This is a genomic window from Ciceribacter azotifigens (genome assembly GCF_048159625.1).
Classification (GTDB): domain Bacteria; phylum Pseudomonadota; class Alphaproteobacteria; order Rhizobiales; family Rhizobiaceae; genus Allorhizobium; species Allorhizobium azotifigens.
Map to the genome: position 1 here is coordinate 68201 of NZ_JBLQTA010000005.1, position 20398 is coordinate 88598.

The window sequence follows — 20398 nt, forward strand, 5'->3', positions numbered from 1 at the left end:
TAGAAGGGGCGCCCGCGGACGAAGGATGATCCGATGCCGACCCTGTTTCGTTTCCTCTTCTTCTGCGCGACGATCGCGGCCATGATCTACGGAACGATGTATGCGCTCGTGCTGTTCGTGGAGCCGAAGGAGAGGGAGATCACCGTCCGGATTCCCTCCGAGCGGGTCAACCCGACGCAAGAATAGGCCGAGCCGAGGCAAACAGGAAACTCCCCGTGTCCGATCTCAGCAAAGCACGCATCGAGGCGTTTCTGGAGATGATGAGCGCTGAACGGGGCGCCGCAGGCAATACTCTTGCGTCCTACGAACACGATCTTCAGGATCTCTGGTCGTTTCTCGCGCCGCGTAAGGTCAGCGTGGTTGAGGCAAGGTCCGCCGACCTCGCCGCCTATCTCGCCGACTTGGCCAGACGCGGCTTCATGGAGACATCTCAGGCGCGCCGCCTGTCGGCAATGCGCCAGTTCTACAAGTTCCTCTACGCCGAGGGCATCCGCGCCGACGATCCGACGTCGATCCTTGACACGCCCAAGAAGGCGCGCCCACTTCCGAAGACACTTTCCGTCGCAGACGTCGAAAGACTGCTGTCGCTCGCGCAGCAGGAGAGCGAAGCAGAGGGCGCTGAGAAACTCTTGAAACTGCGAATGTTGGCTCTGCTCGAACTTCTGTATGCGACGGGAATGCGGGTCAGCGAGCTCGTCGCGCTGCCCGCGAAGGTGCTGGCCCAGGAGGGCCGCTTCCTGGTAATCCGCGGCAAGGGAGCGAAGGAACGGCTCGTTCCCTTGTCGCGCAGCGCGATCGCCGCGATCCGGGCCTATGGCGAGGAGCTGGCGCGCACGACCAAGGAAACGAAGGAGAAAGCCCTCTGGCTGTTTCCGGCGGCGAGCAAGGAGGGATACCTGCCGCGCCAGGTCTTCGCGCGCGACTTGAAGGGTCTCGCCGCGCGCGCCGGCCTCGACGCAGCCACCATCTCGCCTCACGTGCTGCGCCACGCCTTCGCCAGCCATCTCCTCGCCAACGGCGCGGATCTCCGCGTGGTTCAGGAACTACTCGGCCATTCCGACATCTCGACGACCCAAATCTACACGCATGTGCTCGATGAGCGTCTGCAGCAGCTCGTTCAGACGCATCACCCTCTTGCCAAAGTGGCGAAAAACCACGATTAGGACCGGCAACGCCGGTGCCACGCGCCCTTGAAGCAAGCGCATAACGATCGGAAAGCGTTTCAATGCATAACTATCTCGATTTCGAAAAGCCTATCTCCGACCTGGAAGGCAAGATCCACGAGCTGAAGAAACTCGCGGAAGAAGATGAGAGCATCGACACGTCGGAGGAAATCGCTCGTCTCGAGGTTCGCGTGCGCGAGGCGATGGAGGAAATCTACTCCAAGCTCAATGCCTGGCAGAAGACGCAGGTTGCCCGCCATCCGCAGCGTCCCCACTTCGTAGACTACGCCGCAAAGCTCTTCACGGAGTTCACGCCACTCGCCGGCGACCGCAAGTTCGCAGAGGACGCGGCGATCCAGGCTGGCTTCGCACGGTTTCGCGGCGAGCCCGTCGCGGTAATCGGCCAGGAAAAGGGTAACGATACCAAGTCGCGCCTGATGCACAACTTCGGCAGCGCCCGTCCGGAAGGCTACCGGAAGGCGATCCGCATCATGGAAATGGCCAACCGCTTCGGCCTGCCGGTGGTGACGCTGATCGATACCGCCGGAGCTTATCCCGGCATCGGAGCCGAAGAGCGCGGCCAGGCGGAAGCAATTGCGCGTTCCACCGAGACCTGCCTCAACCTGCGCGTCCCGATCGTTTCGGTGGTGGTCGGTGAGGGCGGATCGGGCGGCGCCATCGCGATCGCCACAGGCAATCGCGTCTACATGCTCGAGCATGCGATCTACTCGGTTATCTCTCCGGAAGGTGCCGCCTCCATCCTCTGGCGCGACTCGACCCGCGCCAAGGAAGCCGCGACGAACATGAAGATCACCGCCGAGGACCTCAAGGCCATGAACGTGATCGACGGCATCATCCCGGAACCGATTGGCGGCGCACACCGCGATCCCGATGCGGTCATCAGCCGCACCGGCGACGTCATCGCCTCCGCTCTCGGCGATCTCGGCCGCCTGTCGGGCGATCGGCTGCGGCAGGAACGTCGGCAGAAATTCCTGGATATCGGCCGTTCACTTTGATGCGTCGCTCGAAGCCATAATCCTGCTGTCTTTGAATGCTAGGCGCCGACCCGTTATGTTGGCGGGCGTCGCGACCATGGTTTACAATTTGTGAAGGTTGCGATCGTACATTAGGCGTGCGACGTGACAGTCGGCGACGTTACCCCTTTTCGAGATGAGAATCCCGAATGCGTTTGAACCCAACCGCTCTTCTGATGATTGCCCTCGCCATGGGTCTTGCGGGCTGCAACGATACGCTTGACAGCGTCGTTGACCCTTCCACCGTCAAGAACAAGGTCGAATATCAGCTGCCTTCGCGCGTTCTCGACGAGATGAAGGCAAAGGGCATGGAGCGGAATTCGCCGATCGCCATGCGCATCTTCAAGGAAGAGGGTGTCCTGGAAATCTGGAAGGCGAAGACGAACAACCGTTTCGACAAGATCGCCGAATATCAGATATGTGCCTGGTCGGGGCGACTTGGCCCGAAGATCAAGGAAGGCGACCGCCAGGCTCCGGAGGGCTTCTATCCCCTTTCCCCGTACCATCTGAACCCGAATTCCAAGTATTTCCTGGCGATTAATACCGGATACCCGAACCGCTACGATCAGGCGAACGGCCGCAACGGCACCAATCTCATGATCCACGGCGCGTGCTCGTCTTCGGGCTGCTATTCGATGACGGATGCGCAGATTCTGGAAATCTACGCCTTTGCTCGCGACGCATTCAAGGGTGGCCAGCAGACGGTACAGTTGCAGGCCTTTCCGTTCCGCATGACCGCCGACAACATGGCGCGCCATCAGCACAGCCCGCACTACGACTTCTGGAAGATGCTGAAGGTTGGCTACGACAACTTCGAAGTCACCAAGCGCCCCCCCGAGGTCGGCGTCTGCGACCGCAAATACGTCTTCAATCAGCAGATAGAGGAAGGCAAGGCTCTGAGCGCCACGGCAGCCTGCCCGCCGATGACGACGCCCCCTGCCTTGCAGGTGGCGCTTGCTTCCTACAACATGCAGTACGAGCGCGACTTCGCCAAGGCGTCCAGGAAATACGATGGCAAGATCTGGTACGACCCGACTGAGGCCGAACGCAAGGCGCTCGTCGCCGAGATGCGCAAGGGTCACGACCTAGCCTACGCGCCGACGGGCTCCGCGCTCAAGGCCGGGAAGCTGCTGAAGATCGAGGAGTTCGAGAAGCTCGTCGCGGAGAAAGACACGGCAGCCAAGCCGGTTGCCGCACCCGCGACAACCGCAGCTTCCACTCAGCCTTCGACGAAGACGGCCGAAGTTGCACAGACGGCCAGCGTGCCCGTGCCGCAGGCGAACCCGCTCGCTCCGGCAGCGGTAGCGCCGGCGGCCGAGGAACCCAAGAAGCCTTTCTGGAAGTTCTGGCAGAAGTGACCACCGCGGACGCGATCTACGATCTCAGGGGGCTGAAATGCCCTCTGCCCGTACTCAAGACACGGCGGCGGCTTTCTATCATGGAAAGCGGTGCGGAACTGTGGATCGAGACCACCGATCCGCTCGCAGTAATCGACATCCCTCACTTCTGTAGCGAAAGCGGACACGTTCTCCTCGCGAGCGAGAAACACGAAGCCAGCCACCGCTTTCATATCCGCAAAGGCTGAAGCCGCTCACATGCGCATGCCCGGAATGGCGAGCGGATTGTCCTCGAGCGCGGCACGATCCGGTCTGTCGATTTGCGGCTTGCCCGTGAAGGCGTCGAAGAGCTCCCGCACATAGGTTTCCGGCAGGTCCCTGGCAATCAGGACAAGACGCGTGCGCCGATCATCTGGATCTGTCCACGCAGGCAACCGGAAAGGCGGATGGAAGATGGACTGAACTCCGTGCAGCACCAGTGGCTGTTCCGGGCGATCGGTCAACCGCACGATCGCCTTCATTCGCAGGAGCTTGTCGCCGTGGGTCGACCGCAGCAGATCGACAAACATCTCGAGCGACGCCGGGTCGATAGGCCCGTCATGGATGATCGAGTAGGATCGGATCGCCTCGCCGTGCCGGTTCACGTCGTGGTGATGATGATCATGCCCGTGTTCGTGATGATGCCCATGCGCATGATCGGGTTCGGTTGCCCCGTCCCTGAGCCAGCGGTCGACATCCGGGATTTTCGTCGCAGGGTCATAGAGGCCATTTGCAAAGATCGCTGCAGTTCCGACCTCGTCGCGGTCCGCGTCGACAGTCGGCGCGCGGGGATTGAGCACCGCAAGGCGAGCCTCCAATTGAGGCAGGCTCTCCGGATCCGCGAGGGACGCCTTTGAAAGGACAAGCCTGTCAGCCACCGCCACCTGCCGGACGGCCTCGGAAAAGTTGTCGAGCGTCGAAAGACCGTTCACTGCGTCCACGACCGTGACCACTCCTTCGAGATCGAAGTAGCTGGCGATCACCGGATGCCCCATCACCGACTGCATGACGGGAGCGGGGTCTGCGAGACCCGTGGTTTCGATCACGACACGCGACACTTGCTTGATCCTGCCGGTTTGCATGCCGTCGACCAGGGCTGCCAAAGTGTCGACGAGCTCGCCGCGCACGGTGCAGCAGAGGCAGCCGTCGGCAAGTTCAATGATGGCGTCGTTCGAGGACTCGACCAGCATATGATCGATGCCGACCTCACCGAATTCGTTGATGATGACGGCGGCATCCCGCATCGCCGGGTCCTTGAGAATACGGTTGAGCAAGGTCGATTTGCCCGCACCGAGAAACCCCGTCAGGATGGAAACGGGAATGCGTTCGTTCATGGATGGCATGCTGGGACCCCTCTGGATCAGAAATTGGGCCTCGGAATGGGGATCGGTACGTTCGCGACGGCGTTGCTCGCAGACGCCGGCTGGGCCGATACTTCTCCGCCGGGCAGGAGACCTGCGAACACCGCCCGTGGCGGCCGGTCCATCTCCCTTATATAGGGCGAGAAGAGTTTCATGCGACCTTCTTCGTCGCGTCCTTCGCTGCGCTCCTTGCGCGCGGTCTGAGAGCAGATGTCGCCGCTGATGTCGGTCACATGATCACGCCCCTCGCCGTAGGGTGCAAGCGTCTCCAGCGTGACGCCCGCACCCGAGCGGGTGGTCAGCGCCTTCTGGAGCAGTTCGGCAGAGAGATCGGCACGCGCTCCGAGGCTGTCTGCACCGAGCACCACCGAGACTACCGTCCGGCCGTTCCGCGTCGCGGACGAAACCTGGTTGAAGCCCGATGCGCAGATGAAGCCCGTCTTCATGCCATCTGCACCGTCAAAGCGACCGATCAGCAGATTGTAGTTGGGATAAGTGCGCTTGCCGGTGTTGACCCCTTCCAGCGAAAAATAACCGGCGTACTCGGGAAACTCACGACGGATCGCGACGGCAAGCACGGCGAGATCCCGCGCCGTCGTATACTGTCCCGCCCCGGGAAGTCCGTTGGGATTGACGAAATGTGAGGAGGTCATCCCGAGCTGGGCGGCATTGGCGTTCATCTGGGCGACGAAATTATCGAGCGATCCGCCGACGGTCTCGGCGATCGCCACGGCGATGTCGTTTGCAGATTTCACCAGGAGCAGCTTCAATGCGCTGTCTAGCGTCAGCTGCGCGCCCGGCTTGAAATACATCTTGCTCGCCGGTTGGTCGGCGGCCTTCTTGCTCATCGTGACGATGCTCTCCAGCGAAATCTGGCCCGACCTCACCGCGCGGAACGTCGTGTAGGCGGTCATCAGCTTCGTCAGCGAAGCGGGGTACCACCTGCGAAAGGCGTCCTCGTGTTCGATCACGCGCCCGGAATTGACCTCGACGACGATCCTCGGATTGGCCTCGGCGAGAGACGGCAGGGCGGTCAGGACCAGCCCCATAAGGAGAGCTAGACGGCGACCCCGGCGCAATGCGGACAAAAAGGACGTCTGCTTCGTCTGCACGATGGAATTCCTCGAATATTTGGAAGCTTCAGAACCTGCGGTATTTAACCTATCTCGCCAACCAATGGCAAAGCCCATTGAATAGGTCAATCAGGAGGGGCACATTCCCCGAGCGAATCGAAGGCTACCAGTAACGCCGGACAAGGACCTCAGATGCCGATCTTGAACCGCGCCGCCGAACTCCAACGCGAAGTCATTGAATGGCGCCGCCAGCTCCATACGAATCCCGAGATTCTATACGACGTCGATGAGACTGCCGCTTTCGTCGCTGAGAAGTTGCGGGAATTTGGTGTGGACGAAATCGTGACGGGGATCGGACGAACCGGCGTCGTCGGCGTGATCCGTGGCCAGGGAGCGGGACGCGCAATCGGATTGCGTGCAGATATGGACGCCCTGCCCATCCAGGAGATCGGCGATATAGCCTGGGCCTCGAAGACTCCCGGCAAGATGCATGCCTGCGGGCATGACGGCCATACCGCCATGTTGCTCGGAGCTGCCAAGCATCTTGCCGAGACTCGTAACTTCCGCGGCGCGGTCGTCGTTATCTTTCAGCCAGCCGAAGAGGGCGGTGCGGGAGCGCTCGCCATGGTTCAGGACGGTCTGATGGAGCGTTTCGGCATCGAGGAGGTCTACGGGATGCACAATATGCCCGGCATGCCCGTCGGCACCTTCGCCATTCGCAAGGGCGGCATCATGGCGGCACCGGATAAGTTCACCATGACGGTGAAAGGCCGGGGTGGCCACGCCGCCGAACCGCACCACACAATCGATCCGATAGCGATCGGTGCCCAGATCGTCGGCAACCTGCAGCTGATTGCGTCGCGCAACACCAATCCCCTGCGTTCCGTCGTGGTATCAGTGACCCGTTTCCACGCCGGGACGACCCACAATATCATTCCTGAAGAGGCAGTGCTCGGCGGCACTGTCCGCTCGCTCGACGAGGCGGTCCGCGACCTTGCCGAGACTCGCATCCGCGAGGTGGCGAAAGGCGTGGCGGCGGCTCACGGCGCCGATGTCACTGTTGAATACGAACGCGCGTGTCCTGTGACCGTCAACCATCCGGAAGAAACCGTGCACGCGGCGCGCGCCGCGATCGATGTCGCCGGTCCGCAGAATGTCGACACGGAAGTCGATCCCTCGATGGCCGGAGAGGATTTCGCCTTCATGCTTCAGGCGCGACCCGGCGCCTACATCCTGATCGGCAACGGCAAGACTGCCGGCCTCCACCACCCGGCCTACGACTTCAACGACGAGGTGATCGCCTACGGCGTCTCCTACTGGGTACGCCTCGCCGAACAACGCCTCACCGAGTGATCGCAGCTGGACGAAAACCTACTTCCCCGAAAAAAGCTTGGCTTCACCGCACTCGTTTTGTATGGATGCAGCCCAGTGGTCCCGTAGCTCAGCAGGATAGAGCACCAGATTCCTAATCTGGGGGTCGCGCGTTCAAATCGCGCCGGGATCACCATTTCTGTCGCAATGCGCCGTTTGCCCATTCCGTCAGCTTTTCGAGTGCATGCTCGTACTTCTCCGCGTTCCCTCGTGACAGGTTCACTTGCCAGAGATTGTCCTCCAGATCGGCGAGCTTCACTTTGCGAGCCAGTGGGTGACGGGAAATGCGACGCAGGAAGGTATCTTCGTCCTCCTGTATCCTCTTCGTGAGCGTGTCGACTGCCGAGACGATGTGCGGGGAGAATCCTTCCTCCTTTACTCTGTCGACAGTCCAACCGTATCCTTTTTCAGGGACATCGTGCAGGTAGGCCACGATCTTCGCCTCTTCGTCGGTCAGGGCGGCGGCGACCCGTTGGCAGTGCTCGAAATACGGCCGGCCGGTCTTGTCCATCTGTCCGTCATGGGCGTCCGCTGCAATCTGGATCGCGTGCTTCAGGTGTTCGCTCGTCTGCACGATACCGCTCCCCTCCCCGCGTTCCGGCCTATCTTCGGCCGTTTTGGTACAGACGACGCACCGCGTCGTTCTGCTCATGCTTTTCCCGTGCCGAGAGCCGTCTCTGACGCAATATCGCGTATGCGATCGCCGCCCCAAGCATGATCGGACCGATGGCGACCGCAATGAACCAGACCAGATCAGCCATCACGTAACGTCCCGCTCTTGCTACCTCCTACCTCGAGTCGATTTTCGCGGGCGTAGACGCCTTCGAGCGAAAGAGCGTCCCGTTCAGCCCGAAGGCTGGCCTCGGGCGTATCGTCTCGCGTCTTCTCCCGAGAATCGCCGGACTCCGTGCCGGCATTTCTCTCCGCCGGCAGGTAACCGGCAGGTCGGCTCTCCTCGGGCCCCTCCCAGCGAGGCCACTGCGACACTTCACCGGGTCGTCCCGGTTTCGGCGTGGCATTCTTCATCTTCTCGTCTCCTCGTTCTCTGCCATTGATCGGAACCCGCCAGCTCGACAAAGGTTCCGCCTGGAACGTCACCCGACGACGGCGCGTTGCCCCGGCTCATGGACACCTCGGAAGGAAAAGAAAAATGGACGACGAGCTGCAAATCTATCGCCTTGTTCCACTCGCGGAGCCGGATGACCCCAACTGGCAGAATTCGCCGTCACACGGGGAAGTCGTGGTCCGGGCGCGCTCTGCAGGCGACGCCCGCATCGTGGCAACGGAAGCCGAAGGCGACTTCCCCGAAGTACACGCGAAACCCGCCGAAGACGTCTCGACTGCAATCGGCAGCGCCTTTCGCAGCGACAAGCTCTACAGCGTCGTGCTGGATGAAAGCGGCCATTATCCGGCCGAAGGTCCGCGTGGCGTCGTCGCGGGCCAGATCCGGCGCGACGTCATTCTGCCGAAGCAGATCTGACCGGCGTCGAAAGGGCCTAGAGACGGTGCATCCGCACAAGATCGAGTTCCGGGAACCGGTTCACGAGTTCCTCGCGCGTCTCGCACGTCAGCGGCTCCGACGAAAGGGAGACGCTGACGTCATCAACGACATCGAGCACTTCCGGCCGATACAACTTGATCACGTCCGCACCGTCACGCTCCAGCAGCGCTTCCTGTCGGAAACCTTGCTGCAGCAGCCAGTCGCGCGGCGCCTGCAGGGTCGTCGTCGCTACGTATCGCTCTCCGCTTCGCACCGCGGAGATCTGGTAAGTCACCGGTGATCTTCGTCCCCCGATCACCAGGGTTCCCTGCCCGTCTGCATTCTCGATGTGTTCGGACATGTTCGCTCCTCCGTGTTGCCCGGCTCCTGCAGTGGCGGAAACCGGCTCGCGACGGCCATTGTTCCGGAGCCGGCACGCAAGAAGGGACATACTCACGTTAGGCGGCCGGAACATTCTGACATCCTGTGCTGTTTGCCGGAAAAATCCAGAGCGGCACGGAGGGCGTCATGACCACGGCAAAACAGACAACCGATCACCAGACGATACGCAAATGGACCGAGGCGCGCGGTGGTCGGCCGGCGAAAGTCAAAGGTGTGTCTCGCGGCGGGGTGCTGCGCATAGATTTCCGCGCGCCGGAGAACAATCTGCAGGAGATCAGTTGGGAGGAGTTCTTCGAGATCTTCGATTCCGCTGGGCTCGCCTTCCTTTACCAGGACGAGACCGAAGGCGGGAAGGAGAGCCGTTTCAACAAATTCGTCGACAGGGAGCAGTGAACCACCGGCATTCGCGCAGTGCGCAAGGTTCCCCATACTGACAATTCGCCCGCGGAGCGGCCCGACTGCCTGGAGAAGGCGGGGCTCGTCTATGTGAGCGACGAGGAAGCGGGCATTCGGCGTGTTCGACGGGGCCGAGGCTTCAGCTATCAACTGCCGGACGGATCGCTCCTGGACGATCCTGTCGAGCGGCAACGCATCAAGGCCCTCGCCCTGCCTCCCGCCTACCATGACGTGTGGATCTGTGCCAAAGCGAATGGCCATCTGCAGGCAACTGGATACGATGCCCGCGGTCGCAAACAGTATTTCTATCATGCGGAGTGGCAGGCGCTGCGAAGCCAGCAGAAATTCGGCGATCTTCTCCACTTCGCCGAAAGCCTTCCCATCATACGGCGCCGGGTCGACCGCGATCTTCGCGACCCGTCGGACGAGGCGCATTTTCTGCTGGCCGCTCTGGTCGTTCTCCTGGACGAGACGCATCTGCGGGTCGGCAGCCGGTCCTACGCGAAAGAAAATCGCACCTACGGCGCGACAACGCTCCTCAAGCAACATCTCTCCCTGGAAGGCGAACAGGTAGAGATCCGCTTTCGCGCCAAGGGCGGCAAGCGCATCACCAAGCGACTGAGAAGCCCGCGGCTGCAGAGGATCCTGGAGGAGATCGCCGACTTGCCGGGACGCGAGCTCTTCTCCTGGCGAGACCAGGCGGGTTTACATCGCGTCGAGTCGAGCCAGTTGAATGCCTATCTGAGCGAAATTGCAGGACTTTCCGTCTCCGCGAAGACTTTTCGGACCTGGGGCGGCAGCCTGGCCGCGTTCCGCGAAGGCTTGTCGCCGCTGCGCCAAGGGGAACAGCCGCGCGTCAAGGATATGTGCCAGTCGGCGGCAAAGGCCCTCCACAACACGCCCTCGGTCTGCCGGACGAGCTACGTCCATCCCGCAATCCTTTCGCTGGCTGATTTGGATGATGATGAGGAAAGGAGAAATCTTCTCGCGCGACTCGACCGCAGTGTTCCAAAGCCCGGCCTCTATGCGGATGAGGCGAGACTGGTCGCGTTTCTTCGGGAGCGCGGAGAAGATCGAAAGATGAAGAGATGAGGGAAGGCCGGGCAATCTCCTTGCCCGGCCTTCGAGCTCACGCCGCCTTCTGTGCAGCCGTGTTCACAGCGCTTTCGGCAAGTTTGGTGAGCGACTCGTCGGTCTTGGCTTCCTCGGTGAGCGTCTGGTCGAGCAGCTTCACTGCATCCTTGTGGCCGAGCTGTTCGGCCCACGAACGCAGCGTACCGTACCGGCTGATCTCGTAGTGCTCGACCGCCTGCGCGGCCGCCAGCAATCCCGCGTCGAGCGCCGGAGCCCCCTTGAAGGCCTCCATGATCTCCTCGCCCTCTTCGATGATGCCGTCGATCGCAGGGCAGGTCTTAGCCCGCGGACGCTTGCCGATGATCTCGAAAACCTGCTGCAGGCGTTCGACGTGTTCCTCGGTTTCCTCCTTGTGTTTCTCGAACGCCGACTTCAGCTTCTGGCTGCTGGCGCCGCGCGCCATCCTCGGCAGCGCCTTCAGGATCTTCCGTTCCGCGTAGTAGATGTCCTTCAGCGTTTCGTGGAAGAGATCTTCCAAATTCTTTTCTGCCATTGCGGTTCTCCGTTGCGGTTGGACTTGCCGCAGAAGAACCTTTATCCGCTGCCCTTTGTTCCGGCCATCGGTCACAGGAAGGCTGCCGGCGGTCAGCTCTTTCGGGGCGGCACAAGGGCACGGAGGGCGTTCAAAATGACGGCAACGTCGATAACCTCCTGCAGGATCGCGCCTTCGACGGGCGGCAGGTAACCGAGGGCTGCGAAACCCATCGCCATAAACGAAAGCCCGATCCCGACCGCGACGCTTTGCAGCGCGATCCTGCGGGCGCGGCGGGCAAGCGAAATTGCAATCGCCAGTGGCCCGAGGTCATCGACCAGAACCACGACGTCAGCGGCCTCCGAGGAGGCCGCTGCTCCCCGTGCACCCATAGCGACGCCAACGTCTGCAGCCGCAAGGGCTGGTGCATCGTTCACCCCGTCACCGATCATCATAACCGGCACACGTTCCCGCTCTTGCAACACGATCTCCACCTTGTCGGCAGGTGCGAGGTCGCCGTGTGCGGGGTCTATTCCGAGCTTGGCACCGACGGTCTGGACGACATCCGCACGATCGCCGGAGGCGAGGACGAAACGCGAGACGCCGGCGTCGCGAAACGCGGCGATCGTCTCCTGCGCATCGCTCCTCACCTGATCTGAAAGGAGGATGATGCCGGCGACCACGCCATCTATGCCGACCGCAACGACCGCCGATCCGGGAGGAAGGCGGTCACCTAGGTCGTAAGGGTCGCCGGATCGGCAGTGCTCCTTGACGAAGTTGCTGCCGCCCACGACCACGCGATGCCCGTCGACCGTGCCTTCGACGCCGCTCCCGGGCCTCTCGGTCACATCCGCCGGATTGCTGAGTGTGAGTCCTGCCCCTTTGGCCGCCGCGACAAGGTTCTCGGCGCTGGCGTGATTGGATGCCTGGTCGAGTGAAGCGGCAAATCGGAGCATTTCGGTCGCCTCGACACCATTCACGGTGCGAATATCGACGACGCCCGCCCGCCCGGTGGTCATCGTTCCGGTCTTGTCTAAGATCGCGGTTCTGACGCGCGCAAGCGTTTCCAGCGCTCCTCCGCTCTTGATCAGAACGCCGATCGAGGCGGCACGCGACATGCCTGAGATGATCGCGACGGGTACCGCGAGGATCAGCGGACAGGGCGTCGCGACGACAAGGACGGAGAGAGCCCGGAGCCGATCGCCGGTAATCCACCAGGCCATGCCTGCTATGACCACGGTAGCCATCAGGAACCACAACGCATAACGATCGGCGAGCCTCACCATCGGCGCCTTGCTTTCCTGCGCACTCTTCACCAGCCGAACGATGCCCGCATAGGTACTCTCGGCAGCAGGGAGGGCGGTGATCAGATCGAAAGCTGCACCGCAACTGACACAGCCGCTCGGCACCTGATCGCCGTCGAAAAACCGGATCGGCATGGATTCGCCCGTGAGCGCCGACATGTCGATGTCTGCCGAGGGAGCGGCAAGAACGCCGTCGACAGGGATCACCTCGCCGCGCCTGACGAGGATGCGGTCTCCAGGCACGAGACGTTCTATCGGAACCTCTTCAAGCCCGTTACCGCGGTAGCACATGGCCGTGCGGGCGACCCGGCCGAGCAGCGCGGTCATCTCGCGACGTGCTCGTCCCTCCGCAAAGTTCTCGAGCTGTTGGCCACCCGCATACATGAGTGCCACGATGTTGGCGGCCAACGGCTCGTCGAAGGCAAGTGCGGCGGACATCGAGAGCGCGGCGACGACATCGAGCCCGAACTGCCGCTGCAGGAGCGAGCGCACGATCTCCACCAGGAGCACCGCAAGAACGACCGATCCCCCCGCAAACCAGAATTGCCCGGAGAGCGAAGCGGCACCAGACCACTGCGCGAAAGCGCCGCCGGCCAGTGTCAGCAGGGCGAGGATCGCGAGGAGAGGCCTGCCATAATTCTCGAAAAATCGCGACAGCGCGCTCACGTCTTCCTCACCGCTATTGGGCGCCGGGCATACCGCCGCTGAAGAGCTAAAGCTTGCTGGCGCGCACATTCCCTTGTAGACGCATTTGCAAGGGAAGCAATCTCCGGAATATGGAATGATCATGGGAACCGAGGTGCCGCGCCGTCTGACCGTTTTCGGTTCGACCGGCTCGATCGGCACAAACACGCTCGACGTCGTTCGCCAGTTGGGTGGTCGCGACGCATTCGAGATCATGGCGCTCACCGGTAATGGCAATATCGAGCTTCTGGCGGAACAGGCCCGAAAATTCGGCGCGCGCCTGGCTGTGACGGCGGACGAGAACCGCTACGCAGACTTGAAGGACGCGCTGTCCGGTAGCGGCATCGCAGTCGCTGCCGGCGTGAGCGGCCTCAAAGAGGCGGCGGAACTCGATGCCGACTGGGTCATGGCAGCAATCGTCGGGACGGCCGGTCTCGCACCGACTCTCCATGCGGCCCGCCGTGGCGCCAATATAGCGCTTGCCAACAAGGAGTGCCTGGTCTCGGCCGGTGAACTCTTCCTCGACGCCGTCGGCACCGGCGGCGGGCAATTGATCCCCGTCGACAGCGAACACAGCGCCATCTTCCAGTGTCTCGACAAGAGCCAGCGACATGCGTTGGAAAGGATCATCCTGACGGCATCCGGTGGCCCGTTCCGGGGTTACACACGCGAGCAGATGGCAAATGTCACGCTGCAGGCGGCGCGCTCTCATCCGAACTGGTCGATGGGCCTGAAAATCTCTGTCGGTAGTGCTTCGATGTTCAACAAGGCTTTCGAGATGATCGAGGCCAAGCACCTGTTCGGTGTTCGCCCGGACCAGATCGAGGTCGTCATTCATCCGCAGTCCATCATCCACTCGATGGTGGGCTACGTCGACGGCTCGGTCATCGCGCAGCTCGGTGTACCGGACATGCGCACGGCAATCGGATATGCCCTTTCCTACCCGAATCGATCTGCGCTCGACGTAGAACGGCTCGATTTTGCCAAACTTGCGCGGCTCGACTTCGAAGCGCCGGACGAGGCACGCTTCCCGGCGCTCCGCCTTGCCCGAACGGCGCTCGAACGCGGCGGCCTTCAGGGTGCCGTCCTCAACGGTGCGGAAGAGGCCGCCTTCGCCGCCTTCGTCGCCGAGCGGATCGGATTCCTCGATATGGCGGACGTGGTCGAGGTCGTCATGGACCAGTTGGCGGACCTCGGTCCTGCCGGCGAGATTTCCGATGTCGTGCAGGCCGACGCGGAAGCGAGGCGACGCGCCCGCGAGGTCGTCGGCCGGATGGCTGCGGCCTGACGCCTTCGGCTAAGGACCTCAGTCCTCCGCGTACACTGCCCTTCTGATCCGTTCCGGGTAGAGCCCCATGCAGCCTTCGAGCGCCGTGTTCGTCAGGTTGACGACCGTGAGCTTGCGTCCTGGATCGATGAACCAGGTGCCGCCGTTAGACGCCGCCCCATCGGACGGCACCCGCCGGCAGGCAGGTGCCCGCCAGCGCCGGGTCAGTGATGATCCCGCCCAGGTATCCGAAACGCATTCCCGGATCGCCCGGGACATCGCCAATCTGGTTCGAAAGAGCCGCCGCCGCAGTCTCCAGGGATACGATCGGGCTGCCTCCCTGACGAAACGCCTCGAGCAGCTTCAGAATATCGCCTGCCGTGCCGGCCATCCCCGCACCTCCGGACTGGAAAGCCTTTGGATTGAAGATGCGCGCGGGCGAGAAGGGTGCGCGCCACTCTGCGTCTTCCGCAGGAACCCAGGGGTCCGGCATCCTGATCGGTCGCTCCGTTCCGTCCGCATAGGCGGTCGACAGGCGCTTCGGATCGGTCACATGAAAACGGGCGTCGTCCATCCGCAGCGGACCGGTGACATGACGGATCACCGCTGCTTCGAGCGAACCGCCGTATACGGTAGCTATAAGGGCACCGAGAATGTCGGTAGCGTGGGAATAGGCCCAGCGGTCGCCGGGCTCGAAGGCGAGCGGCACGGCGTTGCAGCGGCTGAAGTTCTCCTCGAGCGTCAGCTCGCTATTGGAGAGACCGAGACTCACCGCCCGCTCCGGCGGAAGCGCCTCCAGCGCGGGATCGTAGACGAGCCCTGAGGTGTGGGTCAGCAGATGACGGATCGTGATGCGCGGCTCGTGCCCGTCCGCAGTCCTTGGCCTGAACCAAGCGAGGAAATCCGAAACAGCATCATCCAGCCGGAACAGCCCCGCCTCGATCATCGCCAGGGCCGTCGCCGCGACGATCGGCTTGGTCACCGAGGCATAGCGGAAGATGGTGTCGAGACGGACCGGAATTTGCGCTTCGCGGTCCGCATATCCCGCCGCCTTGCAGACAAGAGGTTCCCCATCCTGGTAGACGAGGACGACCGCGCCAACGACTTGCTCTTCGCTTACGGCTTCATCGACCGCCCGGCCGACACGCTCGGCAATGCCCATGACCTGTAGTCTCCAAACGAAAAATGCGGATCATGTGACATGATCCGCATCGAAATGGAAACGGCAACTGGTCGATCAGGCGACAGCGCGGGCGAGAGCGCAGCGTGACCAGAGCTGATGCAGGGCGCCGACGAGCTTTTCGAGATCGTCGTCGGAATGGAGCGGCGTCGGGGTGATGCGAAGACGTTCGGTCTTCTTCGGCACCGTGGGATAGTTGATCGGCTGCACATAGATGCCGAAATTGTCGAGCAGCAGGTCCGAGATCCACTTGCACTTGGCCGCATCGCCCACCATGACCGGCACGATATGGCTCGGATTGGCCATGTGCGGGATACCGCGGGCATCGAGCATGGAACGAAGGCGCCGGACACGTTCTTGATGGGCGAAGCGCTCGATCTGGCTGGTCTTCAGATGGCGGATCGAAGCGACCGCGCCCGCAGCGAGTGCCGGCGGCAGCGCGGTGGTGAAGATGAAGCCCGAAGCGAACGAACGGACGAAATCGCAAAGAGCCGAAGAGGCCGCGATGTAGCCGCCCATGACGCCGAAAGCCTTGCCGAGCGTACCTTCGATCACGGTCAGGCGATGCATCAGTCCTTCGCGCTCGGCGATGCCGCCGCCACGCGCTCCGTACATCCCGACGGCATGAACCTCGTCCAGATAGGTCATTGCGCCGTATTTGTCTGCGATGTCGCAGATTTCCTTGATGGGCGCGATATCGCCATCCATCGAATAGACGGATTCGAAGGCGATGAGCTTCGGGGCATTCGGATCAGCCGCGGCGAGCTTTGCCTCGAGGTCCTTCACATCGTTGTGCTTCCAGATGACGCGCTCGCATTTTGCATAGCGAATGCCTTCGATCATGGACGCGTGGTTGAGCGCGTCGGAGAAGATGATGAGGCCCGGGATCTTCTGGCCCAGGGTGCCGAGCGTCGCCCAGTTCGAAATATAGCCGGAGGTGAAGATCAGCGTCGATTCCTTGCCATGCAGGTCGGCAAGCTCGCGCTCGAGGAGAACATGGTAATGATTGGTGCCGGAAATGTTCCGGGTGCCTCCCGCACCCGCGCCACAGTGGTCGATGGCCTCTTTCATGGCTTCGATCACCTGCGGGTTCTGACCCATGCCCAGGTAATCGTTCGAGCACCAGACGGTCACGTCCTGCTCACCCTGCTCGGTATAGCGGGTGGCTCGCGGGAAATTGCCCCTCTGTCTCTCAAGATCGGCAAAAATGCGGTACCGGCCTTCTTCATGCAGGCCCGCCAATTCGCTCTTGAAAAACGCTTCGAAGTCCATCGCCAAGCTCCAGTATGTCCTCGTCCCTTTTGGGATCGTCGGGGCATGCGGTCAACCCCGGCATTGTAAATTCGTTCTAAACTGCGACAAAAGGCGCCGGCCTTTCCGTCCCTTCGGAACACACTGCTACCCGATCGGAACGCCCTCAGACTTGATCTACGTCAAGCACAAAAGGGAAAGGGCGGCCGCAGCCGCCCCTTCATCGATCTATTGCCGCCTCAACTCGCGGCGACCGCGCGCCTGGCCATCACGCGAATGAGGTTCGCCCGATACTCGGCGCTACAGTGCATGTCCGACATGAGGTCGTCGGTCTCGACCGCCACGTTGGAGACCGCCTCCGGAGCCCAGTTGGCCGACAAGGCAGCTTCCATTCCCTCGTGACGGAAGACGCCGTTCGAGCCGGCTCCCGTCACCGCGACGCGAACGCCACTGTCCCCCCTGGAGACGAAGACGCCGGTCATCGCAAATCGGGACGCCGGGTTAGCGAATTTCACGTAAGCCGCCTTCTCCGGCGCGCGGAAACGCACTGCGGTGATGACCTCACCGTTTTCGAGGGCGGTTTCGAAGAGCCCCCGGAAGAAGTCGCCTGCGGCGATTTCGCGACGGTCCGTGACAATGGTCGCACCGAGGCCCAGCATGGCGGCCGGATAGTCGGCCGCCGGGTCGTTGTTGGCGATCGAACCGCCGATGGTGCCGAGGTGTCGCACATGTGGGTCGCCGATCATCCCGGCGAGATTGCAGATTGCCGGACAGACCGACCGCAGGAGGTCCGACGAGGCGACCTCCGCATGCGTGACGCCCGCGCCGATCGTCACATTGCGGCCATCGACGCGGATGCCTTTCAGCGAGGGAACGTGGCGAAGGTCGATGAGGTCGCTCGGCTGAGCAAGCCTCTGCTTCATGGTCGCGACCAGGGTCTGGCCACCTGCCACATACTTGCCGTCCTCCGCTGCGGCGATAAGCCTGCCCGCCTCCTCGACCGAGGAGGCGCGATGATAATTCGTTGCGTACATGATCTCCGTCCCCCTTTAGATCTGAGCCTGCATGGCCCGCCAGACGGCCTGCGGCGTGGCCGGCATGTTCAGGCGATTGTTTCCGATCGCATCGGTTATGGCGTTGATGAGCGCCGGCGGCGAGCCGATAGCCCCGGCCTCCCCGCACCCCTTGATGCCGAGCGGGTTGCCCGGGCAGGGTGTGCACTGATGCGAGACGTTGAAGGATGGCAGGTCGTCCGCTCGCGGCATGGCGTAGTCCATGAAGCTGGCGGTCAGCAGCTGACCCGTCGTGGGATCGTATTCGACATTTTCCAGCATCGCCTGGCCGATACCCTGCGCAATGCCGCCGTGCACCTGCCCCTCGACGATCATGGGATTGATAATGTTCCCGAAATCGTCGGCTGCGACGAACTGGATAATGGTCGTCTTGCCGGTCTCCGGATCGACCTCCACCTCACAGATGTAGCAGCCGGCCGGGAAGGTGAAGTTCGACGGGTCGTAGAAGGCACTTTCTTTCAGGCCCGGCTCCATGCCGGCTGGCAGGTTATGCGCAGTATAGGCGGCGAGCGCCACCTGGAACCAGGGTAGCGACTTGTCGGTGCCAGCCACCTTGAGTTCCCCGTTCTCCAGGACGATGTCGCTCTCGTCTGCCTCCATCAGGTGCGCGGCGATCTTCTTGGCCTTCGCTTCGACCTTGTCGAGCGCCTTGACGATCGCCGACATGCCGACGGCGCCGGAGCGGGACCCATAGGTCCCCATGCCCATCTGCACCTTGTCGGTGTCGCCGTGGACGATCGAAATACTGTCGATCGACACGCCGAGACGATCCGCAACGAGCTGGGCGAAGGTCGTTTCGTGACCCTGACCGTGACTGTGCGAACCCGTCAGCACCTCGATCGTGCCGACCGCGTTCACCCTGACTTCCGCCGATTCCCAGAGACCGACGCCGGCGCCGAGCGACCCGACGGCCTGCGACGGAGCGATACCGCAGGCCTCGATATAGCAGCTCATGCCGATGCCACGCTTCATGCCCCGGCGCCCGGCCTCGGCCCGGCGGGCCGGAAAGCCGTTCCAGTCGGCGGCGGCCAAGGCCGCCTCGAGCGAGGCGTCATAGTCGCCGGCGTCATAGGTCATGATCACCGGCGTCTGATGGGGGAAGGTACGGATGAAGTTCTTCCGGCGAAGTTCCGCCGGGGAAAGCCCGAGTTCCCTCGCCGCCGTTTCCACCGTCCGCTCGAGCAAATAGGTCGCTTCAGGGCGTCCGGCTCCTCGGTAGGCGTCGACCGGCACGGTGTTGGTGTAGACGGTCCGGACGTTGCAGTGGATCGCGGGAATGTCGTACTGGCCGGAAAGCAGCGTCGCGTAGAGATAGGTCGGCACGGAGGACGAGAAGAGCGACATATAAGCGCCGAGATTGGCGATCGTGTCCACCTTCAGACCGGTGATGCGGTTGTCCTTGTCGAAGGCCATCTTGACCTTCGACACATGGTCACGGCCGTGGGCATCGGTCATGAAGGCTTCCGACCGGTCCGCCGTCCACTTGACCGGAACGCCCGTCTTCTTGGACGCCCAGAGACAGACGATTTCCTCCGGGTAGATGTAGATCTTCGATCCGAAGCCGCCGCCGACATCCGGCGCAATGACCCGCAACTTGTTCTCCGGCGCGACATTGTAGAAGGCGCTCATCACCAGGCGGGCCACGTGCGGGTTCTGGCTCGTCGTATAGCAGGTGTAATGATCCTCGGCCGCATCATAGATGCCGAGTGCCGCGCGCGGCTCCATCGCATTGGGTGACAGCCGGTTGTTGCGGATCTCGATTTCCGTGACGTGCGCAGCCTCTGCAATCGCCTTGTCGGCCGCCGAGCTGTCGCCGATCTCCCAGTCGAAGATCAGGTTGCCGGGTGCCTCCGGATGAATCTGCGGTACCCCTTCGCCGAGCGCACTGACGGCGTCCGTGACAACCGGCAGCTCCTTGTAGTCGACGACCACTGCCTCGGCGGCATCGCGCGCCTCGGCTACCGAGTCGGCAATCACCACCGCGACCGCGTCACCGACATAACGCACCGTGTCGTGGGCGAGCGGACGCCATGCACCCATCTTCATGGGCGAGCCATCCTTGGAATGGATCATCCAGCCACAGATCAGGTTACCGATCCCGTCGGCCAGCAGTTGCTTGCCGTCGAGAACGTCGATCACCCCCGGCATCGCCTTGGCCGCGCTCGCGTCCACGCCCGTGACACGGGCATGTGCATAGGGCGAGCGCACGAAATAGGCGTACTTCATGCCCGGGACGACCATGTCGTCCGTGTAACGACCCTTGCCTGTGAGAAATCGCTTGTCTTCCTTGCGCGCGACACGCGCTCCAATTCCTTCAACGCCCATCATATCCTCCCGATGGCATTTCGGCGGCCCAACAGCTGCAGACGACGATCAG

22 protein-coding genes and 1 tRNA gene are annotated in these 20398 nt (G+C 62.3%); 11 read left to right on the forward strand and 12 right to left on the reverse strand.

Annotation, left to right across the window (positions count from 1 at the left end):
- The first annotated feature begins 33 nt into the window (after positions 1-33).
- The 5 genes from ACM6UT_RS09755 (at position 34) to ACM6UT_RS09775 (ending at position 3782) form a co-directional block, all read left to right on the forward strand.
- Positions 34-186, forward strand: a complete 153-nt coding sequence (locus tag ACM6UT_RS09755; protein ID WP_416797149.1) for a hypothetical protein — start codon at positions 34-36, stop codon at positions 184-186.
- 29 nt (positions 187-215) lie between these two features.
- On the forward strand, positions 216-1163 hold the full coding sequence (gene xerD, locus ACM6UT_RS09760) for a site-specific tyrosine recombinase XerD (protein WP_416797150.1): 948 nt from the start codon (positions 216-218) through the stop codon (positions 1161-1163).
- A gap of 62 nt (positions 1164-1225) precedes the next feature.
- Positions 1226-2179, forward strand: a complete 954-nt coding sequence (locus ACM6UT_RS09765) for an acetyl-CoA carboxylase carboxyltransferase subunit alpha (RefSeq protein ID WP_129333846.1) — start codon at positions 1226-1228, stop codon at positions 2177-2179.
- Positions 2180-2346: 167 nt separating this feature from the next.
- Entirely contained in the window at positions 2347-3555 is a 1209-nt protein-coding gene (locus ACM6UT_RS09770) for a L,D-transpeptidase family protein (RefSeq protein WP_416797151.1), read from the forward strand.
- Positions 3552-3782, forward strand: a complete 231-nt coding sequence (locus tag ACM6UT_RS09775; protein WP_416797152.1) for a sulfurtransferase TusA family protein — start codon at positions 3552-3554, stop codon at positions 3780-3782. Before ACM6UT_RS09770 ends, ACM6UT_RS09775 begins: the two co-directional genes overlap by 4 nt.
- Positions 3783-3788: 6 nt before the next feature.
- On the opposite strand, the gene ACM6UT_RS09780 is transcribed toward ACM6UT_RS09775, so the two are convergent.
- Together ACM6UT_RS09780 and ACM6UT_RS09785 are read right to left on the reverse strand one after the other, a co-directional pair.
- Positions 3789-4916 (reverse strand): CobW family GTP-binding protein, encoded by a 1128-nt coding sequence (locus ACM6UT_RS09780; RefSeq protein WP_416797153.1) that lies wholly within the window; start codon positions 4914-4916, stop codon positions 3789-3791.
- A gap of 17 nt (positions 4917-4933) precedes the next feature.
- On the reverse strand, positions 4934-6046 hold the full coding sequence (locus ACM6UT_RS09785; protein WP_416797154.1) for a D-alanyl-D-alanine carboxypeptidase family protein: 1113 nt from the start codon (positions 6044-6046) through the stop codon (positions 4934-4936).
- 153 nt (positions 6047-6199) lie between these two features.
- On the opposite strand from ACM6UT_RS09785, the gene ACM6UT_RS09790 reads away from it, so the two are divergent.
- Together ACM6UT_RS09790 and ACM6UT_RS09795 are read left to right on the forward strand one after the other, a co-directional pair.
- Positions 6200-7360, forward strand: coding sequence for a M20 aminoacylase family protein (locus tag ACM6UT_RS09790; protein WP_416797155.1), 1161 nt, complete (start codon positions 6200-6202; stop codon positions 7358-7360).
- Positions 7361-7437: 77 nt separating this feature from the next.
- A tRNA-Arg gene (locus ACM6UT_RS09795) sits at positions 7438-7514 on the forward strand.
- Here the strand turns inward: ACM6UT_RS09795 and ACM6UT_RS09800 are convergent.
- Genes ACM6UT_RS09800 through ACM6UT_RS09810 form a run of 3 tightly spaced genes read right to left on the reverse strand, consistent with a single transcriptional unit; the run spans position 7509 to position 8404 of the window.
- Positions 7509-7952 (reverse strand): HD domain-containing protein, encoded by a 444-nt coding sequence (locus ACM6UT_RS09800; protein ID WP_416797156.1) that lies wholly within the window; start codon positions 7950-7952, stop codon positions 7509-7511. The genes ACM6UT_RS09795 and ACM6UT_RS09800 overlap by 6 nt on opposite strands.
- A 28-nt stretch (positions 7953-7980) precedes the next feature.
- Positions 7981-8139 (reverse strand): hypothetical protein, encoded by a 159-nt coding sequence (locus tag ACM6UT_RS09805; RefSeq protein WP_416797157.1) that lies wholly within the window; start codon positions 8137-8139, stop codon positions 7981-7983.
- Positions 8132-8404: a hypothetical protein gene (locus ACM6UT_RS09810; RefSeq protein ID WP_416797158.1), complete on the reverse strand. Its 273-nt coding sequence runs from the start codon at positions 8402-8404 to the stop codon at positions 8132-8134. Before ACM6UT_RS09810 ends, ACM6UT_RS09805 begins: the two co-directional genes overlap by 8 nt.
- A gap of 124 nt (positions 8405-8528) precedes the next feature.
- Here ACM6UT_RS09810 and ACM6UT_RS09815 point away from each other — a divergent pair, with 124 nt between their 5' ends.
- Positions 8529-8858, forward strand: coding sequence for a hypothetical protein (locus ACM6UT_RS09815; protein ID WP_416797159.1), 330 nt, complete (start codon positions 8529-8531; stop codon positions 8856-8858).
- 16 nt (positions 8859-8874) lie between these two features.
- On the opposite strand, the gene ACM6UT_RS09820 is transcribed toward ACM6UT_RS09815, so the two are convergent.
- Positions 8875-9219, reverse strand: coding sequence for a hypothetical protein (locus ACM6UT_RS09820; protein ID WP_416797160.1), 345 nt, complete (start codon positions 9217-9219; stop codon positions 8875-8877).
- 167 nt (positions 9220-9386) lie between these two features.
- Here ACM6UT_RS09820 and ACM6UT_RS09825 point away from each other — a divergent pair, with 167 nt between their 5' ends.
- Both ACM6UT_RS09825 and ACM6UT_RS09830 read left to right on the forward strand, forming a co-directional pair.
- Positions 9387-9653: a hypothetical protein gene (locus ACM6UT_RS09825; RefSeq protein ID WP_416797325.1), complete on the forward strand. Its 267-nt coding sequence runs from the start codon at positions 9387-9389 to the stop codon at positions 9651-9653.
- An 18-nt stretch (positions 9654-9671) separates the two neighbouring features.
- Positions 9672-10748 carry a DNA topoisomerase IB gene (locus ACM6UT_RS09830; RefSeq protein WP_416797161.1) on the forward strand — a complete coding sequence of 359 codons (1077 nt, stop codon included), beginning with the start codon at positions 9672-9674 and terminating at the stop codon, positions 10746-10748.
- A gap of 37 nt (positions 10749-10785) precedes the next feature.
- Here ACM6UT_RS09830 and ACM6UT_RS09835 read toward each other — a convergent pair whose 3' ends face one another.
- On the reverse strand, positions 10786-11283 hold the full coding sequence (locus tag ACM6UT_RS09835) for a YciE/YciF ferroxidase family protein (protein WP_416797162.1): 498 nt from the start codon (positions 11281-11283) through the stop codon (positions 10786-10788).
- A 92-nt stretch (positions 11284-11375) separates the two neighbouring features.
- The gene (locus tag ACM6UT_RS09840) at positions 11376-13232 is read right to left on the reverse strand and encodes a heavy metal translocating P-type ATPase (protein WP_416797163.1); all 1857 of its coding nucleotides are present in this window, start codon (positions 13230-13232) and stop codon (positions 11376-11378) included.
- A gap of 115 nt (positions 13233-13347) precedes the next feature.
- Here ACM6UT_RS09840 and dxr point away from each other — a divergent pair, with 115 nt between their 5' ends.
- Positions 13348-14538, forward strand: coding sequence for a 1-deoxy-D-xylulose-5-phosphate reductoisomerase (gene dxr / locus ACM6UT_RS09845; protein ID WP_416797164.1), 1191 nt, complete (start codon positions 13348-13350; stop codon positions 14536-14538).
- A 145-nt stretch (positions 14539-14683) separates the two neighbouring features.
- Here the strand turns inward: dxr and ACM6UT_RS09850 are convergent, their stop codons facing one another.
- The 4 genes from ACM6UT_RS09850 to ACM6UT_RS09865 all read right to left on the reverse strand — a co-directional run bounded on the left by ACM6UT_RS09850 (position 14684) and on the right by ACM6UT_RS09865 (position 20346).
- Entirely contained in the window at positions 14684-15679 is a 996-nt protein-coding gene (locus ACM6UT_RS09850; protein WP_416797165.1) for a serine hydrolase domain-containing protein, read from the reverse strand.
- Positions 15680-15754: 75 nt separating this feature from the next.
- The gene (hemA, locus tag ACM6UT_RS09855; RefSeq protein ID WP_416797166.1) at positions 15755-16969 is read right to left on the reverse strand and encodes a 5-aminolevulinate synthase; all 1215 of its coding nucleotides are present in this window, start codon (positions 16967-16969) and stop codon (positions 15755-15757) included.
- Positions 16970-17187: 218 nt separating this feature from the next.
- A complete protein-coding gene (locus ACM6UT_RS09860) occupies positions 17188-17982 on the reverse strand; it encodes an FAD binding domain-containing protein (RefSeq protein ID WP_416797167.1) in 795 nt (264 codons plus the stop codon).
- 15 nt (positions 17983-17997) lie between these two features.
- The gene (locus tag ACM6UT_RS09865) at positions 17998-20346 is read right to left on the reverse strand and encodes a xanthine dehydrogenase family protein molybdopterin-binding subunit (protein WP_416797168.1); all 2349 of its coding nucleotides are present in this window, start codon (positions 20344-20346) and stop codon (positions 17998-18000) included.
- Positions 20347-20398 lie beyond the last annotated feature (52 nt).

Excerpts from the sequence above, each read along its gene's own strand:
- ACM6UT_RS09815 (WP_416797159.1), top strand. The coding sequence starts at position 8,529 with ATGGACGACGAGCTGCAAATCTATCGCCTTGTTCCACTCGCGGAGCCG.
- ACM6UT_RS09810 (WP_416797158.1), bottom strand. The coding sequence starts at position 8,404 with ATGAAGAATGCCACGCCGAAACCGGGACGACCCGGTGAAGTGTCGCAG.
- ACM6UT_RS09835 (WP_416797162.1), bottom strand. The coding sequence starts at position 11,283 with ATGGCAGAAAAGAATTTGGAAGATCTCTTCCACGAAACGCTGAAGGAC.
- ACM6UT_RS09780 (WP_416797153.1), bottom strand. The coding sequence starts at position 4,916 with ATGCCATCCATGAACGAACGCATTCCCGTTTCCATCCTGACGGGGTTT.
- hemA (WP_416797166.1), bottom strand. The coding sequence starts at position 16,969 with ATGGACTTCGAAGCGTTTTTCAAGAGCGAATTGGCGGGCCTGCATGAA.
- ACM6UT_RS09805 (WP_416797157.1), bottom strand. The coding sequence starts at position 8,139 with ATGGCTGATCTGGTCTGGTTCATTGCGGTCGCCATCGGTCCGATCATG.
- ACM6UT_RS09860 (WP_416797167.1), bottom strand. The coding sequence starts at position 17,982 with ATGTACGCAACGAATTATCATCGCGCCTCCTCGGTCGAGGAGGCGGGC.
- ACM6UT_RS09865 (WP_416797168.1), bottom strand. The coding sequence starts at position 20,346 with ATGGGCGTTGAAGGAATTGGAGCGCGTGTCGCGCGCAAGGAAGACAAG.
- ACM6UT_RS09790 (WP_416797155.1), top strand. The coding sequence starts at position 6,200 with ATGCCGATCTTGAACCGCGCCGCCGAACTCCAACGCGAAGTCATTGAA.
- ACM6UT_RS09820 (WP_416797160.1), bottom strand. The coding sequence starts at position 9,219 with ATGTCCGAACACATCGAGAATGCAGACGGGCAGGGAACCCTGGTGATC.
- dxr (WP_416797164.1), top strand. The coding sequence starts at position 13,348 with ATGATCATGGGAACCGAGGTGCCGCGCCGTCTGACCGTTTTCGGTTCG.
- ACM6UT_RS09825 (WP_416797325.1), top strand. The coding sequence starts at position 9,387 with ATGACCACGGCAAAACAGACAACCGATCACCAGACGATACGCAAATGG.
- ACM6UT_RS09765 (WP_129333846.1), top strand. The coding sequence starts at position 1,226 with ATGCATAACTATCTCGATTTCGAAAAGCCTATCTCCGACCTGGAAGGC.
- ACM6UT_RS09755 (WP_416797149.1), top strand. The coding sequence starts at position 34 with ATGCCGACCCTGTTTCGTTTCCTCTTCTTCTGCGCGACGATCGCGGCC.
- ACM6UT_RS09770 (WP_416797151.1), top strand. The coding sequence starts at position 2,347 with ATGCGTTTGAACCCAACCGCTCTTCTGATGATTGCCCTCGCCATGGGT.
- ACM6UT_RS09850 (WP_416797165.1), bottom strand. The coding sequence starts at position 15,679 with ATGGGCATTGCCGAGCGTGTCGGCCGGGCGGTCGATGAAGCCGTAAGC.